7 protein-coding genes are annotated in these 18380 nt (G+C 67.9%); 5 read left to right on the top strand and 2 right to left on the bottom strand.

The window, feature by feature from the left end; all coding sequences use genetic code 11:
- Positions 1-14: 14 nt before the first annotated feature.
- Together FLL47_RS00115 and drmD are read right to left on the bottom strand one after the other, a co-directional pair.
- Positions 15-4112 (bottom strand): Eco57I restriction-modification methylase domain-containing protein, encoded by a 4098-nt coding sequence (locus tag FLL47_RS00115; protein WP_144118319.1) that lies wholly within the window; start codon positions 4110-4112, stop codon positions 15-17.
- Positions 4109-7243: a DISARM system SNF2-like helicase DrmD gene (gene drmD, locus FLL47_RS00110; protein ID WP_281286629.1), complete on the bottom strand. Its 3135-nt coding sequence runs from the start codon at positions 7241-7243 to the stop codon at positions 4109-4111. The genes FLL47_RS00115 and drmD overlap by 4 nt, the downstream gene beginning before the upstream one ends.
- Before the next feature lie 256 nt (positions 7244-7499).
- On the opposite strand from drmD, the gene FLL47_RS00105 reads away from it, so the two are divergent.
- The 5 genes from FLL47_RS00105 (at position 7500) to FLL47_RS00085 (ending at position 18118) form a co-directional block, all read left to right on the top strand.
- Entirely contained in the window at positions 7500-8054 is a 555-nt protein-coding gene (locus FLL47_RS00105) for a DUF4352 domain-containing protein (protein ID WP_144118317.1), read from the top strand.
- 215 nt (positions 8055-8269) lie between these two features.
- Positions 8270-10375 carry a UvrD-helicase domain-containing protein gene (locus FLL47_RS00100; protein WP_144118316.1) on the top strand — a complete coding sequence of 702 codons (2106 nt, stop codon included), beginning with the start codon at positions 8270-8272 and terminating at the stop codon, positions 10373-10375.
- 66 nt (positions 10376-10441) lie between these two features.
- Positions 10442-12124 carry a DUF262 domain-containing protein gene (locus tag FLL47_RS00095; RefSeq protein WP_144118315.1) on the top strand — a complete coding sequence of 561 codons (1683 nt, stop codon included), beginning with the start codon at positions 10442-10444 and terminating at the stop codon, positions 12122-12124.
- A gap of 380 nt (positions 12125-12504) precedes the next feature.
- The gene (locus FLL47_RS00090) at positions 12505-16239 is read left to right on the top strand and encodes a GTPase (RefSeq protein ID WP_144118314.1); all 3735 of its coding nucleotides are present in this window, start codon (positions 12505-12507) and stop codon (positions 16237-16239) included.
- Positions 16232-18118, top strand: coding sequence for a GTPase (locus FLL47_RS00085; protein WP_144118313.1), 1887 nt, complete (start codon positions 16232-16234; stop codon positions 18116-18118). Before FLL47_RS00090 ends, FLL47_RS00085 begins: the two co-directional genes overlap by 8 nt.
- The last annotated feature ends 262 nt before the right edge of the window (positions 18119-18380 follow it).

The following is an 18380-nucleotide window of genomic DNA, read 5'->3' as shown; positions in this document are numbered from 1 at the left end:
CTTATCCTCACCGCCTAGAACAGGCTCGCCTGATCGGAAGCTGAGTCGGCCTTGGGGCGGGCCGGCTTCTTCTTGCCGGAATCGCCAGCCGCAATCTCTGCGGCGTGGCGCTGGTGGTTGAGTTCGAGCAGCCGATCGAGGATCTCTCGCCGCGCGCCTGTCTCAATCGTGTATCGAATTTCCCGACCGAGGTCCTGGAACCCATGCGCGAGACCGCGAGGCAGATCCGTCCATCCATAGGCTTCGCATGTGGCGTCGTCGATTGCCCGGTGGATCTCTCGCAGTTCGACGATGTCCTTGTCGAAGCAGGTGGGCGAATGGAGCAGGTTGTAGGTAGCAGTCAAACCGACCTGGCGGGCTTGCATCACCTCGCGGCGGAAAATGTCTAGCCGGTTGCCGAGTGCACGTAGCTCCCCTGTAAGCTCCGGGCGCGGGAATGTCTCGAAGATGTCGGTGGGTGCATACCTGATGTCGGTCTTGAGGGTTGACCCAAAACTGGCTGCCCACCAGTAGTGGGCCGCGCTGCTCAGTAGGCCCAACATTGCCGGGTCATCGTTGACGAATGCGACTGCAGCATCGCTAATGACCTGATCACTAGGCACGAAGACGGGAAGCACCATCTTGCTATGGCGTGTGATTACGATCGCACGGTCCACCTTTGATAACGCGGCAAACAAATCAAGGGTAGGGCGCTTGTAACGCCAAAAGTACTCGCGAAGCTGGCTACTGCTGTTCTTCTCTCGCTCGGGCTTGACGTAAGCCTCGACATGCGCGAAGCACTCTCGATAGGATTCGGCCCGTTCTCGAGACCAATCCCGGAAACTTACGATCCAACGACTTGCTGTAAATGAAGGACTGTCGGTGACGTCGCTACCGCCGAGATAGGGGAAGAGGACTTCCTTATTCCTCGGGTCGCGCGCGATCAATTCTGCTGCGGCACTAGGTTCCATGGTGAAGCCCATGCTCAGTACGTAGGTGCCGTAGTAAGCAATGCCGGTGTTCGCTTTAAGCCTATGGGGATTGCCGGAGATGGTGGACGCCGGATCCAGGGTGGCTGTGATGCCAGGTACGACTTCTCCGTCGATCAGGCGGACAGAGTCTTTGCTCATCGCAACCTGGGTCGTCCAGATGGCGCAATACTCCACTTTGGCGGACCGTGAGGGCCAGCGCTTACTCTTTATCGCTCTGCGGATTTCCGTACCGCTCGCCAAAATTCTATCTATGCCGATCTCTCTTGTATCGCCCTGTGCCAAAGTATTGGTCGCTATCAGGCCGGCCTGGCCTGTTTTGTTCAGAAGGGCATGAATGCGTAGGCAAAAGAATGCAACGATGTCGGCGTTGCCTCTCGTGTGCTGGGCGATCTCGTTGACGAGTAGTTCCCGGTAGGCTGTACCTGACGTGCTCGAGATTCTTGAACCATGCACAAAGGGAGGATTCCCGACTATCGCGTCGAAGCCGCCGCGTTCGGCCTCGAAAACCTCCGGGAATACCAGCGGCCAGTGCAGCGGTTCTCGGGCGAACCCGCCGATGACCTGGTCGATGGCGAGCCACTCGTTGCGCTGTTTTCGTGCTGCCCGCTCATCGCCGACCTTGATCACTTCGTCGGCGAGCCGAGCGGCCTCGGCGTAGTAGCCGTCACGGCCGCGCGCTTTCGCCTCGTCGATCTCCGCACGGGCGTTGGGATCCTTGGAGCCCGCGCCCTTGCGTGATCCCGCGAGCGCTGCCCCGGTGACCAGGTCAGCGAAGAAACGTAGCCGCTCCGTCCTGTCCTCGGTTGCCTTCAGCAGGTTGCGCTTGGCGGCGAGCGCGGCGATCGGGTCGTCCGCTGATCCAATCGAGGAGATCATCCGGCGCCGCGCGGCGACTTCGGCGACATCGGATCCGACGCCGGACGTCCAGTCCAGCAGGGTGCCCTCGTGCAGCTCGCGGCCCTGTTTCGGGTCCATGTGCATGTATTCGAGCTGCTCCAGAGACGTGATACCGAGCAGGGAGTCACCGGCGACTAGGCGGTCGTCGAGAAATGTGAAGGGACGCTGCGGGTCCATAGAGACCAGCCACAGCGACAGCTTCGCCATCTCAACGGCCATAGGGTTAATGTCCACGCCGTAAAGGCAGTGCTCGATGATCTGCCGCCGAGCCTCGATCACCAGCGGGTCGTTTTCAGGATCCACTGCCTGAGCCGGCTGATGTTCCTGGGCGATGACCCCTTCGCGCTTCCAAGCTTCGATTAGGTGGTCCGCGAGATACCGCGCCGCCGCGACAAGGAAGGCGGCAGAGCCCATCGCGATGTCGGCGATCTTCAAGGACAGGATTTGTCCGCTGGACTTTAGCTTCCACCTTTCGGTATCGGCTGTCTGCAACGGCCCGGGCTCGTATACCAGTGGTTGTAGTGCGTGCTTGACCACATCCTGAGCGAGTTTGCGCGGCGTGTAATGCGTCCCGGTGTTCTTGCGCAGCGCTGACTCGGTGACGAACAGCGCCCCTGGCAGGATGACCACGGGAAGACAGCGGAGGTCGGCACGGATGATGCCGTAGAACGGCAGAAGCCGGCCCGCCAGTTCGTATTCCCCTCGGGTGACTGCGAGCAGCTTTTTACGTGCCTCTTCGCGCTCCACCTCATTGAGCGGCGCCAACGCCTTCGCCAGCGCACCCGCGGTGCCGATCTTCGATTCCTTGTACTTCTCAGTAAGGACCTCGCCCAGCTTCACGGGGTCTCGGTGCAGCGCCGCGAGCGCCTCTAGCTGGCTCAGCGGCACCTCCGCCTCCAAGCCCTCCTTGCCGATCAGCCCGACGGTGACGGACTCGGCGCGGAACCCCTCGAACGAGAGCAGGCCCTCGTAGACGTACCCAATCTGCTCGACGTCGAGGGCGGCGAAGCTGAGCTGACGCCGCTCTTTCGACTTGCCGGTGCCGATTTGGACGTACTGCACTGACCGCAGCATGTGGAGCACGGTCCGGTCGTCGATGGACAGCGGGAGCCAAGGGTAGGTGTTTGGGTCGAACAGCGAGCCGTCGTGGGCGTGCAGGGTTAGCCGTGGGTGCTCGATGCCGTGGTATACCGCATTGAACAGAGCGAGTAGCCGGTGCCAGGCGGCGTGGCTGTGCTCCAGCAGTTCCTCGCTGCCCTCGTTCGCGCGCTGCTCCAGCTCCGCGCAGAGCCCGCCAGCCGAGTACGCGGAGGCGTAGAGGTCGTTGTCGGCGGGCAGCAGGCCGCGCTCTTCGGCGAACAGGAGGAATACCACGCGCATCATCACCGCGACCGCGCCGCGGTAGACATCGTGCGCCTCGATGTCGGCCAAGCCGGGCCCGCCGTGCTCGCGGTCGGCGACATCGGCGCGGCCGGTCGCCGCGACCAGCAGCTCGACCGCCTGGCGCACCTGGACGCCGAGTGCCTCGGTGATGTCCTCCTGACTGGCCAGGCTGGCGCGCAGCAGCACGGCGGGCTTCTCCGAGTCCTTCACGCCGAAGAAGCGGCGGCGGCAGAGCACCGACACGAAGGCACGGACCACATCGCGCTCGGCGGCCTCGGCCCAGGACGTGGCGTCGAAGACGGCGGTGGTGGTGACGCCGTCGCGCGGTGCCCAGACCAGGGTCCACCAGCGTCCGTTCGTGGCCAAGCCGAGTTCGACGTTGTGGTATCGGCACATGTGGGCCAACCGGTCGGCGGGCGTCGCCACCCAGTCCGAGTCGGGTACGCGAGCCGTCGGGTGCTGGCCGGACGGGCATATCATGCCGAGCAGCCGTACGCTGCGAGGCTCGACCTCCTCGCCGGGCTCGACCGTCAGGAATGACGGAGCCAGGCTGGTGTCGTGCTCGGCGACCGGAACGGTGAACGTGTCCGGGACGTCGAAGCGAAGCGTATCGCCCCATTGGAGAAGGTCGCCCAGCACGTACTCGATCCAGGCGCGCTGCCCGTCGGCGGGCGCGTCGGCCCACAGGGCGTGCTCAGTGCGCAGCTGCTCGCGCACCTTCCTGTCGAGCGGGTCGAGCGTCGGCCAGGTGGTCCGCAGTACCGGAAGGCTGAGGAACGGGCCGCTGACGTCAATCAGGCTCAGCCAGTCGCGGTGCTGCTGAGCGCCGTCGGGGGCGGGGCGGCGGAACGGTCGGCTCATCGGGTGGCCTCCTGCCTCGGGATGACGAACACCACGGCGACGGGGAACGTGTGCGGCTGGGGGTCGCGGTAGCGGTCGGCGACCGCCGCGAGCTCGCGGCTGCGCTCCTCCTCCAGACCGGCCAGGCGTTCATGCCATGACTGCCGGTCTTTGCGGTACTGCGCCAGCTCTTCCCGGCTCTTGGTGAAGTCGAGGCCGAACAGGGCGTCTTCCTCGTCGACGGTGAGGGCCTTCTTCAGCGTCGCTGCGAAGCGGTCGAGGTTGGTATTGATCCGCTTTTCCTCGGACTCGCGCCTGTGTTCGAGACGGCGCTGCAGTGATTCCTGCCGGTCCTTGCGGCGCCATTCGATCGCGGCCACCACGCTGTCGGCCAACTGCGGCCAGCGTGCAGCCATCCGCTGCTGGAGGTGCTCGGCGGCAGGCGTGCCGGAGGTGAGCGCGTGGTCGAGGATGCCGCCCAGTGTGGTGAGGTTCTCCAGGCGGCGGAACCGGCCACCGTCCTTGGGGACCCAGCCGCCGGCGTAGAGCACCTCCTCGTGCAGCCGTATGCCGTCGGTGCCGACCAGCACGAACCGCGAGTATGCACCGACAAGCGTCTCCGTGAGGTCCGGGTGATCGGTGACGATCGCAGTGACCCGGTGCAGGCCGATGCGGTCGTTGTTGACGGCCGCGCGCAGGAGCCGGGTCGACATCGTGACCAGCGGATGGCCGAGGTGGGCGAGCACGATGCCGTCACGTCCCTTAGCGACCTGATGGTCGAAGGTGATGGGCATCTGCCGGGGCGTCTCGCCGGGGCGGATCAGCTTCTCGGTCAGGCCGGCGGTCGCCCGCTGCCACGAGCCGGTCAGCGGGGGCACCGCGTAAAGGCCGCCCACCAGGTGCTTGTCGTCGAGGTGGGCTCGCAGCGGCTGCTGCTTGGCCAGCTCGAAGGCCGTGTCGACGACCCGCTTCACAGCATCGGGCGTGATTCCCAGTTCCTTGACTGTGTCGTCGACGGTCGCCCGCAGGCGGCGCACCTGCTCGGGCAGCTGCGTCTCGACGGGGAGTGCGGCGGCCTGGCTGCTGTGCTGCGTCGTGCCCCGCGCGGTGATGGCGTCGACGTCGACGCTGCGGTCTCCCAACATATGCCGTTGCACCGCCTCGGCGAGCACGGCGTTCACCGCGCCGAGGTCTTCCTCCATCTGGGCGACCTTGGCAGCGACACGGGAGAGGAACTCCAGATCCGCCTCGTACGAATCGACGGCGTGCTTCCAGCCGGTGCCGACGAAGTGCCGGACCTCTGGTGTTTGGGTTTGCCCATACCTGTCGATGCGGCCGATGCGCTGCTCGAGCTTGTTCGGGTTGAACGGGATGTCGAAGTTGACGAGCCGGTGGCAGCGATTCTGCAGGTCGATGCCCTCGCTGGCGGCGTCGGTCGCCAGCAGGATCCGCACCGGCTGCTCCGCCGGATCTGCCTGGAACGCCAGCCGCAGCTGCTCGCGCTCGTCAGTGGGGGTCTGGCCGTGCAGTTGCTCCAGCCGCTCACCGGCCAGGCCCTCCTGGCGCAGCAGCTCGGCAAGCCAACGCTGCGTGTCGCGGTACTCCGTGAAGACGACGACCCGCTCGTTGGTCCAGTGCCTGCCATCCGGCAGGCATACAGCCTTCAGGTAGTCGATCAGGGCGCGGGCCTTGGCATCCGGCTGTGCCTCGTGCGCGACGGCCCAGCGCTCCATCTGCTCCAGCAGGCCCAGCTCGTCGGCGGTTGGGTCGGGTTGCAGCGGCCGAGCCCGGCCGAGCGCTCCGTCCTCGGCCTCGGCTAGCTGCTCGTCGTCGTAGGTGGCGACGTCGTCAAAGAACTCGTCGAGCCACTCCGGGACTTCGTCGGTGGTGCTCGCGGCCACCGGCCCGGACTTGGCGCGCAGGGTTTCGGCGTAGACGGCGACGGTGTGCGCGAACGCGGCCGGACTGGAGAAGAGCCGCTTCTTCAGCAGCAGCGTGATTAGGTCGGTCGCCCGGTGTCCGCGCTGCGAGGTCAACCGCTTGCGCCGCAGCGCCGCGAACTGCTTGAGCAGGCTGTGGACCGCCCGCTCGTCCTCTGGGTACTCCACCGGGATCGCCTGCGGGTCGCGTTGGGTGAACCGTGGCTTGCCGGTGTCGGGGTCGATGATGTGGCGCTTGAGGCGGCGGATGACGGCGTCGCGCACCGCGGCGTCGTCGGGCTTCACACCTCGCGCAAAGCGCTGGTCGTCGAGGATCTCCAGCAGGGCCGTGTACGACGCCTGGTAGCCGTTGTGCGGGGTCGCCGATAGGAAGAGGCGGTGCGTAAAGTGCGGCGCGATGCGCCGGATCAGCTTCGTCTGCTGCGAGTCGACCGCGTACACCTGCTGGGGCGCGGCCGGAGCGACATGGTGTGCCTCGTCGAGGATGAGCAGATCGAAAGTGCGACGGGTGCCGGGTCCGTCGGCGGGTAGCACCTCGTCGAGCAGGCGCTGAGCCTTCTGGCCGCGCAGCCACGGCAGGCTGACGATGGTCAGCGGGTACACCATGAACGGGTTGGCGGCGGAGCCGTAGGTCCGCCGCACCACCGCGCAGCGCTCGGCGTCGATGATGGTGAAGTCGAGGCCGAACTTCTCGGCCATCTCGTCGCGCCACTTCACCGTCAGGCCGGCCGGGCAGACCACCATGATCCGCCTGGCCCGGTGGCGTAACAGCAGTTCCTGCGCGACCAGGCCGGCCTCGATCGTCTTGCCGAGGCCCACGTCGTCAGCGAGCAAGAGGTTCACCCTGGGCGCATCGACCGCGCGGACCACCGGTTCGAGCTGGTAATCCTCGATGGCGACACCCGACCGGAAGGGTGCCTGCAGCGTCTTGACGTCGGCGGACGTGACCGCCGACCAGCGCACCGCGTCGAGGAACGCGGCAAGGCGATGCGGAGGGTCGAACTCGCCGGCCGACACCTGGGGGAGCGGGCGGTCAGGGAGCACCTCGCGGCCTGGCTCGACCTCCCAGATCACGTCGAGTGTCTCGCCGTAGCGGCCGTCCTCGACGCTCTGCAGTGTCACGAGCTGGCTTCTGCGGCCAGGTGCGACGTCGCTGATTACCCACTTCTGGCCGCGGACGGCCACCAGGGCACCAACCTTCAACGCTTCCACCGCTGTGTCCGACACCGGCACTCCTCTCCGTGCGACCCCTGCCACGCGTCGTGAGCAGTCTGGCAGAGCGGCCGGCACTGTGCAGGTGCGGAGCCGCCGCCGTGTGTCGTGAACTCTAGGCGAACTATGGACGCGCGTCGAGTCATAAGAACTAGTTGAAAACTGGGTTCACAGTGTGCTCTCATGGCATGGCCGGTTTCGAGCTTTCCTCCGGGAATCCGCTCAGGCCGCTTCGCTTCTTCGAGAGGACAGTTCAATGACCAGCAAGAACGCCTTTGCCGTCGCGGCCGCGTCGCTCCTGGCGGTGCTCACCCTTGCGTGCGGTGCCGGCGGCAACACAGCGGACGGCTCGGACGATGCGCTCGCGGCGGCTGGGGCGGAGGAGAACACCGCTGCCCCCGAGGCCGCGAAAGCCGCCAAGGTGGGTGAGGCGGTTCGGGACGGCAAGTTCGAGTTCACCGTCCAGAAGGTCAAGTGCGGGGTCGCCAAAGTGGGCAGCGATCTGTTCGGCGCGAAGGCCCAGGGGCAGTTCTGCCTGGTCACGCTCAAGGTCAAGAACATCGGCAAGGAGCCGCAGCTGTTCAGCGACAGCAACCAGAAGGCGTACGGCGCCGGCGAGGCCGAGTACAGCGCCGACAGCGGTGCTGGCATCTACGTGAACGAAGATGCCAACACACTGCTCAACGAGATCAACCCCGGCAATCAGGTCACCGGCGTCATCGTCTTCGACATCCCCAAGGGCGCGAAGCTGACCCGGCTGGAGCTGCACGACTCGGCGTTCTCGGGCGGGACCCCGGTCTCGCTGTCGTAGATCCGACCCCGCACGACACCGGTCCGGCGGAGAGCTCCGACGCTCGCCGAGACTATGGCCTGCCGGACCGGCCTACTCGCCGGAAACGTGCCCGCAACCAGCCACCGAGCCGTCGAAACTGCCCGTCCCGGCGGTGGATCGCTACAGAAAGTGTCGCTATGGTGTCGGTTCGCCTATGTGCGATGCGGACAGACAAGACACGGGAGGACGTACGCATGCAACGGCTCGCGATCGCGAAGGAGTTCCTCGCTGACTACGCCAAGCTGCAGAAACCCGTGCAGAAGGCGGTCGACGCGGCGATCACGCGGTTCGCGGAGCACACGCACGCCGGACTTCACCTGGAAAAGCTCAACAACGCCCGCGATCCACGCATACGCACGATCCGGATCAACCAATTCTATCGCGGCGTCGTGCTCGCCCCGGAGACCGGAACCGACTACCTCCTCATCACGGTGCTGCCGCACGACGACGCCATCGCCTATGCGATCAGCCACCGGTTCACCGTCAACCAGGCGTTGGGCGTCCTGGAGGTGCGGAATCAGGACAAGCTGGAGGAGGTCCAGCAGACCTACACGAAGCTCGCCGCGGCGGCACCGGCAGCGCTACTGCACAACGTCTCCGACGCCGACCTGCGGCGGCTCGGCATCGATGCGACGGTTCTGCCACTGGTCCGGGTCATCGCGACGGACGCGCAGCTCACGGCGCTTGCGGGACTGCTACCGGCGGTCCAGCACGACGTTCTCACAGGGCTGGCCGCGGGCATGACCGCCGACGAGGTGTGGGGAGAGCTCAGCGAGCGCCTCACCGCGACGCCAGCGGCGATCGACGCCGACGACCTGCTCGCGGCAGCGGCTCGTACTCCTGACCGTTTCGCCTTCGTCACCGGGCCACAGGAGCTGAAGTACGTCCTCGCTCACCCGTTCGACGCCTGGCGCATCTTTCTCCACCCCACCCAGCGCGACATCGCCTACCAGCCTGTCTACAACGGCCCTGCCCTCGTCACCGGCAGTGCGGGAACTGGCAAGACCATCACGGCGCTGCACCGCGCGGTCCATCTCGCGCGCCAGCTTCCGGCGGGGGTCTCCGGCCGGCAGGTCCTGGTGACGACGTTCACTCGCAACCTGGCCGATGCGCTGGAACGCCAGCTCTCACTGCTCACCGATGATCCCGCGATCCTCGGCCGCATCGAGATCCTGAACGTGGACCGGCTGGCGCACCGGATCTTCACGGAGATCCACGGCCGCCAACCGCGCGTGCCGGACAACCAGGCCATGCGCCATCTCTGGGAGACCGCCGCCACGACTGCCACAGGTGTGAGTGCGACGTTCCTTGAACGGGAATGGGAGCAGGTCATCCTCGCTCAGCGGTTGACCGGGCTGACCGACTACCTGACGGCTCCCCGGCGGGGCCGAGGCGGGCCCGTGCGAGGGGACGAGCAGCGCGAGCGCATCTGGAACGCCGTGAACGAGGTCACCGGCAAGCTCGCGGAATGGGGCCAGAGCACCCACCTGCAGCTGGCGGAGGAAGCGGCTGTCCTGCTCACCATGACGGGCAGGACGATCTACCGGCATCTGGTCGTGGACGAGGGCCAGGACCTGCACCCGGCCCAGTGGCGATTGTTGCGGGCGCTGGTCCCAGCCGGGCCCAACGACATGTTCATCGTCGCCGACCCGCATCAGCGGATCTACGACAGCCAGGTGTCGCTGGCGAGCCTGGGCATCGCGGTCCGCGGTCGCAGCCGGAAGTTGAAGGTCAACTACCGGACGACCCAGGAGATCCTCGCCTGGTCCGTCTCCGTGCTGACAGGCGTCGCACCGGTCGGGCTGGACGACGAGGGCGACAACCTCACCGGGTATCGATCGCTGACTCACGGACGCCGGCCGGCCGTGGCGGCGTACACCGACCGCTCCGCCGAGACCGCGGCATTGGTCCGCCAGGTCGGCTCATGGCTCGACAAGGGTGTTGAGCCCCACGCGATCGGTGTTGCCGCTCGTCACGGCCAGCTGGTCCGATCAGTGACCGAGACGTTCGCCGCCGCAGGCATCGCCGCCGGCCCGGTGACCGGCAAAGGCGACGTGGTGAGAGTGGGCACGATGCACGCGATGAAAGGCCTGGAGTTCCAGTGCCTGGCCGTCGTCGGCGTTGATGCGGCGACATTGCCGGCGCGGAAGGCGCTCGCCGACGAAGGCGAAGACCCGATCGCCCACCGGCAGGATTTGCTGCGCGAACGGTGCCTGCTCTTCGTGGCGTGCACCCGGGCGCGGGACATGCTCTACCTCTCTCACATCGGTTCGCCGAGTCCCTTCCTGCCCAAGGTCTGATCTCGCAGGGCGCCGAACCTCTCGGGCGCGGAACCCGCCACTCACAACCCCAAAGGACACGTGTCGATGGACTACCGCCTTGAGGCCCATGAGGTGCCGCTGCACCGGGTCTTCTGCGCCGACTTCAGGTTCAGCATTCCGGAGTACCAGCGTCCCTACGCGTGGGAGAGGGAGCAGGCCGAGCAGCTCCTCGACGACCTTACTGAGTCCCTCGACCGAGATCCGGATGAACCGTACTTCCTGGGGTCGGTCGTGCTGGTCAAACGCTCGGGCCACGCCGAGGCGGAGGTGATTGACGGGCAGCAGCGGCTCACGACCCTCACCATCCTGCTGGCGATCCTGCGGGACCTGACCGACAACGACGAGCTGCGTTCCGCGCTTCAAAAGATGATCAATGAGCCGGGCGACATCGCGCTTGCCCACGAACCGGAGCCGAGGCTCCGGCTTCGTAAGCGCGACCAGGACTTCTTCGAGAAGCACATACAGACCGCGGGCGGAACTGCGGATCTGCGATACGTTCCCACGCATACGCTGTCGACTGGCGCCCAGATCGCCGTCCAGGCCAACGTGCGAGCACTGTACGAGAAGCTGACCAAGCCCGAGTGGGCCGAGGAGCGCCGGCTTGCCCTGGTGCGAATGCTCAGCAAGCGGACGTACCTCGTCGTGGTCAGCACGCCGGACCTGAACAGCGCACACCGCATCTTCAGCGTGATGAACTCACGCGGCCTGGACCTCTCGCCCGCGGACATCTTCAAGTCCAAGGTCATCGGCAGCATCGGCGATCCACAATCGCATGAGTATGCAGGTAGGTGGGAAGATGCTGAGGAGGCCGTAGGACGCGACGCCTTCGCCGACCTCTTCTTGCACCTTCGGATGATTTTCGGCAAGAAACGCGCCGTGCACGGGCTGCTCACCGAGTTCCAGAGGCAGGTGCTCGATGACTACCTGCCCGACAAGGGCAGGCACTTCGTCGACGACGTACTCACGCCCTATGCCGACGCCTATGTCACCATCCGCGAGCGCGGATTCACGGCGCCGACTGGGGCCGCAAACGTGAACGCCTGGTTCTCGCGGCTAGCGCAGCTCGACAACAATGACTGGCGTCCCCTGGCGCTGTGGGCGCTCCGCAAGAACGGTCACGACTCCGCCTGGCTCGACCAGTTCCTGCGCGCGCTGGAGCGGCTCGCGGCCAGCATGCACGTGCGACGGGTCTACACCACCCCTCGGGTCATGCGTTACGCATCCCTGCTGCGGGAGCTTGACGAGGGTCACGACTTGGCTGCACCGTCGTTCCAGCTCAGCGACCAGGAGCGTCACGAAACCGTCGATCTCCTCGACGGTGACGTCTACCTCGCCAACAAGATCCGGAAGTACGTCCTGCTCCGTCTCGACGAGGCGCTGGCGAAGAACCCCGGCGTCTCCTACGTGCACTCAATCGTGACCGTTGAGCACGTGCTGCCGCAGCAGCCAAACCGTGGCTCAGCGTGGACCCAGCTGTTTGATGCCACGCAGCGTAAAGAGTGGATCCACCGGCTTGGCAACCTCGTTCTGCTCAACCGGTCCAAGAATTCGCAGGCCCAGAACTACGAGTTCGCCCAGAAGAAGCAGATCTACTTCCTGGGAGGCATGGGCGTGTCGACCTTTGCTCTGACCAGCCAGGTCCTCTCGGAAGCCGAATGGACCCCCGAGGTCGTGGAGCGCCGCCACAAGCAACTCCTCGCGGAACTGCGCCAGGAATGGCAGCTATGACCTGGACGAATCGCAGTGATTCAGACACGCGGGCCCTGAGGAAGTCCAGGTCGGTAGATCTCGTCGGCCTCGAAACGGCTGCACGCCGCGAAGTCAGGGGAGCCTGAGCCGCCGACCCGGTCCCATGATCCTAGGGCCTTATAGCCACGTCCTGGCGCCCGTCACCGCGACCGCGCTGAAGGTCTTCGGCGGGGTGAAGGGCATTTCGCCGCAGCTCACCTGACAGCCCGCACGGTCTGACGATCGGAGAGTCCAAGGGCTCAGGAGGCCCGCCAGGCTCAACTGGGCCGACTGCGCGACGCCCGGACGGACCACCCTGTCACCCGCTACATCAAGGCGCTGGTAGCGCTGGCCGCCGCCCAGGCGGGAGGAGACCACCCATGACGACCCCCGACCCCACCATCACGGCGCTGCAGGAAGCCTGCTGGGACGCCGTCGCCCGCAGCCGCCCCGAAGCCGAGCGGCTGCGCCGCCGGCTCGAACGCGTCATCGACGACCTCGCCATCCCGGCGGCCGACAGCACCGACGAGGGGGTACGTCAGCTGCTACGTGCCGAGGTGGACGTGGCCACGCTGTCGGTCGACAAGTTCCGGCAGATCGTCGCCGAGCGGCTGACCGAGGTCGGCGACTTCACCGTGGTCATGTTCGGGCGTACCGGAGCTGGCAAGTCCACGCTGATCAACGCCTTCGTCGGCGGGGACGGCTCGGGCATCTCGCCCTGCGAGAACGACTGGACCGTCGAGGTCGCCGACGTAACCTGGCCCGGCGGCGTGCTCGTGGACACCCCGGGCATCCTCGGCTGGGGTCGCGCCCACGGGGTCGAGGAGCTGCGCGCGCAGGCCTACCGCGGCCTCATCCGGGCGGATCTGGTCCTGCTGTGCTTCGACACCTCCAATTCCACCGCCGCCGAGTTCGACCAGGTTGCCCGCTGGGTCGCCGGCTACGGCAAGCATGCCGTCGCGGTGCTCAACGTCCGCGAGCACGAGTGGCGCCGCCCCGACCGTGTGCCTGGGCTGCAAGGCCGCCTGGACATGAGCCAGGACGTCGCCGACCATGCCGAACGCATCCGCACCGAGCTGGCCGTCCTCGGTCTGCCCGACGTTCCCGTCGTGGCCGTGAACAGCATGCGCGCCGTGTTTGCACGCGGCGACGTCTACCGGGGACCCGCCGCCGAGACCCGCGACCAGCTGCGTCGGCGGTTCGACACCCCGACCGTGCTCACCTGGTCCAACCTGCCTCGGCTGGAGCAGCTGCTCACTGAGACCATCCAGGAGCACGCGGTTGCCCTGCGGCTGGGATCGCAGCAGCGGCAGATCGCCGGTGAGGCCGATGCATTGGCGGCTACCTGGCACGATCTCGGCGCCACCGCGGGTGGCACCGCCGCGGCCGTCGAGGAGGGAATCACCCAGATCCTGCTCATGGTCGGCGACCCGGCGCTGCTCGGCCCCGACGCCGCCAACCCCGACACCACCCTCGGCCGCCTCGTACACCGCCTGCGCGAACTCGAACGCGAGCGCGGCGCACCGCTGAGCCCCGGCGGCCAGGGCTCGATCAGCCTCTACGCCGAGAACCTGGTCAGCGCGAAACTGGGCGCGGTACGCGCCGAGGCGCGAACCCGAGGCGAGACCATCGTCGACCGGCTGATGGCCGACGGGGAGGTCGCCGACGCGGAGACCCTGCTGTCGCAGATCCTGCCGCATCAGGCGATCGACGACGCGGTGACCGAGGTGCGGCAGACCTTTGCCGAGCACGTCAAGCACCGGCTGAACGTCGTCGCCCAGCGGATGAACCTCGTTGGCGGTGCGGCGTCGCGCCAACCGCTGGGTGTCGACGGGAAGGCCGGGCGCAGGCTCCGCGTCGCCGGGTACGCCGTACCGGCCGTGATCGCGATCGGGTCGGTGGCCGCTGCGGTGCTGCTGGGCCCGGTCGGCATCGTCGCCGGTGCGGTCGGGGGTCTGCTGGGCGACGTGATCGGCCGGTTCCTGCGCCGCCGTGCCGCGCAGAAGGCCGAAGAGACCCGGGCAGCGTCGAAGGCGCAGGTACGCGCCGGCATCGAGAGCCATTTCGACGAGCGGGAACGGCAACTGTGCGCCGAGCTGGTCCTGCACACCGTCGATGCGCTCGCCGCGCAGGTGACCGGGCTCATCGACGCGGGGCTGGCGGTCCACGCGCTACGCCGGCGGTCCGAGGCGCATACGGGGCGCCTGCGCGAACTCGCCGATGAACTCGCCGCCGAGCGGGCGACCCGGACCCTGGCCGCGCGGACGGCCGCCCGGCTGGCCGCCACCTGGGGCATGGACGACCGCCAGTGCCGTCACGAGGTGTGGCTCGGGGAGGACTGGTGCGCCGACCCCGCCTTCCTCACCGACACCGACCTCGACGACCACCCTCGCGCCGAGCCGTTCCCCGCCGAGCACCGCCTCGTGGGCCCGCGGACCCGCGCGTTGCTCACCCGGATCGCCGGCTCGCCTCCGCCCGGCATTGCTCGCACGTGGCTGGACGGCCTGAGCGGGCTCTCCGACGACTTCCGGGCCCGGGACGTGCTGCGCGAGCTGACCGCGGCGAGCGGGGGCAGGCCGCCGCGGATCGTGCTGTGCGGCGACTACAGCAGCGGCAAGACCTCGTTCGTACGGCGGTTGTTCCGGGAGGCGGGCGCGGCGGTCCCGGACGGTCTGGCCGTCGGGGCCGTCCCAACCACCGACCAGGTCCGTGCGTACGCGTGGGAGTCGTACTCGGTCATCGACACACCGGGGTTCCAGTCCGGGACCGAAGCGCACCGCACCGCCGCGCGGGCGGCCCTCGAGCAGGCCGACCTGATCGTCTACCTGTTCACTCCCAACATCACCGTCGGCGACCGCTCCGAACTCCAGACGCTGCTCCTCGGCGACCCCGGGGCCGGGATCAGCGCGCAACCCGGTCGCTGCCTGTTCGTGATCCACCGGGTCGACGAGATCGGCATCGACCCCGTGGACGCGCCGGTGGCCTTCGCCGCCCGCTGCCGCCGAAGGGAGCTGGAACTTTCCGGTGAACTGGTCAAGCTCATGGCAGCGGGCGGCGCCGACCCCGGCGGCATCGGCGAGCAGGTCGTCAGCATGGCCGCCGACCCGTTCCGTTACGCCCGCGGCGGCCAGGACTGGGACGGGTTCGCCGAGCTGGTCGAGGTGCTGCGTGAGAGCCGCGCCGCCCTGGCGGCCAACGGCACCGACGCCGCGGTGCTGCACCTGGGCGTGGCCCGGTTCACCGCCCTGCGGCAGGAGGCACAGGCGCAGCTGGCGGCGATCTCCGCCCGCGCCGAGCAGCGCGCCGTGCTGGCGGCCGACGCCGAGCAGCGGGCCGACGCGGCCGACGTGCTCGCGGCGCAGCGACGCGTGGCCTTGTCGGCGAGCCTGAACGACCTGGTGGAACGCCTGCTCATGGACTGGGAACAGGCCACCACGCCCGAGCGCAAGGCCAGTGTCCAGAAAATGATCAAAGAACTGGACACCCACCCGGAGGCCCGACAGGTCATCGACGAGTGGCGCACCGCCACCAGCGGCGCTGTCGAGGCATGGGGCCTGGCCACCGCGGCCGTCGTCGACCGGCGTACCGGGCAGGCGGACTTCCGAGCGGCGTTCGAGACTCCGCAGGCCGCCGTCTCGGCCGGGTTCCTCGGCCGCCACGGCGCGCTCTTCCAGCTCAGCGATCTGAACCGGCTGTCGGCGGTGGTCGGCCGGATCGCCAAGGCGGCATCGAACGTGGTCAAGGTGGGCCGATTCGCGACCTTCCTGGGCCGCGTCGTCAAGGTCACGCCGTACGTGGGGGTCGTGACGACCGTTGCCGACCTCGGTTACAGCTGGATGGAGGAGGGCAAGTCCGCCAAGGACCGAGAGAAGGGACGCAGGGAACTGCGGGAAGCCGTCGACCTCACCGCCAACGGGATCGTCGACTCCGACCCGCAGCTCGCCGAGCTGGGCACCCAGCGCGCCGCACTCGTAGAACTCGCCGCCGACCTACGTGGCGAAGGCCAGCGTGACCAGCGGGACCTCGCCGAAGCGCAGACCCGCGCCGACCGGTACGCCGCGGCGGCGGAGTCCGCCGCCGCCCATCTGACCAAGGGGAGCAGCATCGATGTCTGACAAATGGGCGCCGTCGGAGGTGACCGCGGCGGCGGCGATCGTCCTCGGTTCCGCCACGGTCGATCGGTGGCACGGCCGGTGGCAGGAGTTCGCAGCCACCCCGTCGGTGCGGATCACCGTCGCCGGACCGTACAACACCGGAAAGTCCAGCCTGCTCAAGCGGTTGCTGGTGGATGCCGGGGCGACCGTGCCCGGCTGGCTGACCGCCAGCGCGCGTCGCGAGACGTTCCTGGCCGAGGCGGTGACCGTAGACGGTCTCACCTATGTGGACACCCCCGGGCTGGACAGCGGAGAGGACAGCCATGACACGGCCGCGGCGCAAGCCATCGACCTCACCGACGCGCTGGTGCTGCTGATCGGGCCGCAACTGGTGCTCACCGACGTCGAGCGGGCCGCCGCACTGGTGGAAGGGACGTTTCTCGCCGCGGCAGGCGACGCGGTGTTCCCGCCGGGAGCGCTTCTGCTGGTGATCGCCCGGGGCGACACCATGGGCACGGACCCGGTCGACGACCCGGAGGGCTACCGGCAACTGTGCGAACGCAAGCGGGGGCAGTTGCACAGCGCCCTGCAGCGAGCGTTGCCCGGGCGTGCCCTGCCCGAGATCGTCGTCGTCGCCGCGGACAGCAGCGGGGCGCAGGCCCGCCGCGCGCAGCCCCAGCTGGCCGCGTACGACCGCTCCCGCGCTTGGGACGGCGTGAGTGCGCTCGGTTCGGCCCTGGCAGGCCTGTCCGCTCGCAGGGCGCAGCTGCGCACCGCTGCGGCAGGACGCCACTGGCGGCACCTGGCCGACGTCGCGATCACACAGGCCGGCACCGAGATCGAGCGGCTGACCGCCGAACTGGACGGGCGCCGGGCGCTGACCGACCAGCTGGCGGCGTTGCGCCACGAACTGGACACCGTCGACGCGAGCGCCCGCGCGCGGCTGCAGACCCTCATCGGACGCGAGCTGAACGCAGTGGCGCGCGTCTCGGTCGAAGAGGACCAGAACGCCTTGGCCGACGAGGCCGTTCGCCGCATCGGACAGCACGTCGAGGCATGGCTGGCACAGTCGAACAAGATCCTGGTGGATCTGACGCGCCGGGCCGAGGTCGAACTGCAGAGCTGGACCCAGGTCCAGCTACCGACCGATTACCTGCGTGGCACGGTGAACGAACTGCTGGCCCAGCGCCACACGCCGGCGGCGGGCGCCGAACCCGGCCCCGACCGGCGGATGCAGGCGGTCGACCTGCTGGCGAACAACGCCAAGACGATACTAGGCAAAATCTATGAGGCGGGCGCTGAGATGACGCCGGAGACCGCCCGCCGAACTCTAGGCGAGTACGACGCGCTGGTGGCGGCGCTCAATCCGGAGACCGCCAAGGACACACTGAGACTGCTGAACCAAACCGACGTGCTCACCAGCGACGCGGCGGCCGGACAACTCGCGAAACTGAAGAACGACGGTCCCACCCGCAAGCTCGTCGAGTTCCTGCGTCAGCCCGGCGGGGTGAACAGCCCGACGCACGCCGCCAAGCTCGCCAAGCAGCTGCGCTGGATATCGGCGGTCGGTGAGGCGGCACCGGTCCTGCTCTCGCTGACCCGTCTGGGCATCAGCGAACACAAAGGCGAGCAGCTCGGCCGGGAGCAGCAGCGCAAGCGCGAGGAGCTGACCCAGCAGATCGCCGCCCGTGCTCCCGAGATCGCTGAGCGGCTCATGATCGAGGGCCCCGGCGTGCCGTGGGCAGAATCGGTCACGGCGGTACGTGAGGCGCTGCGCCTGGCCGCACCGCTGGAGAGCGAGACGGCGGCCGTCGAAGCACGCCGTGCCGAGCTCATGACGGCCCGTGCGACGCTCACCTCGGCCTACACGCGCCACCGCCCGCTCGGTGAGGCCTCCTGACCGCGTCGCGGGTCACCGACTCGCACATGCCCACGCCGTGAGGCGGGGGCACGTGCGAGCCGCGTCGCGGCGGCCAGGACACGATCGGCGAGGTGACCGCCCGGTGTCGGCGTACTCAGGGTAGCGGGAGCGGGTGAGGCTCTCCGCAAAGATCGTCTAGCCGACGAACAGTGCGGTAGGCAGGACCGCATCCAGAACCGTCCACTGAGTCACCGAACCGGCAGCGACCACGCCGAAGCCGAACACCACCCGCCACTGCGCC

The organism is Catellatospora sichuanensis (assembly GCF_007483665.1).
Taxonomy (GTDB): domain Bacteria; phylum Actinomycetota; class Actinomycetes; order Mycobacteriales; family Micromonosporaceae; genus Catellatospora; species Catellatospora sichuanensis.
This window is presented reverse-complemented; position numbering and strand designations above follow the sequence as displayed.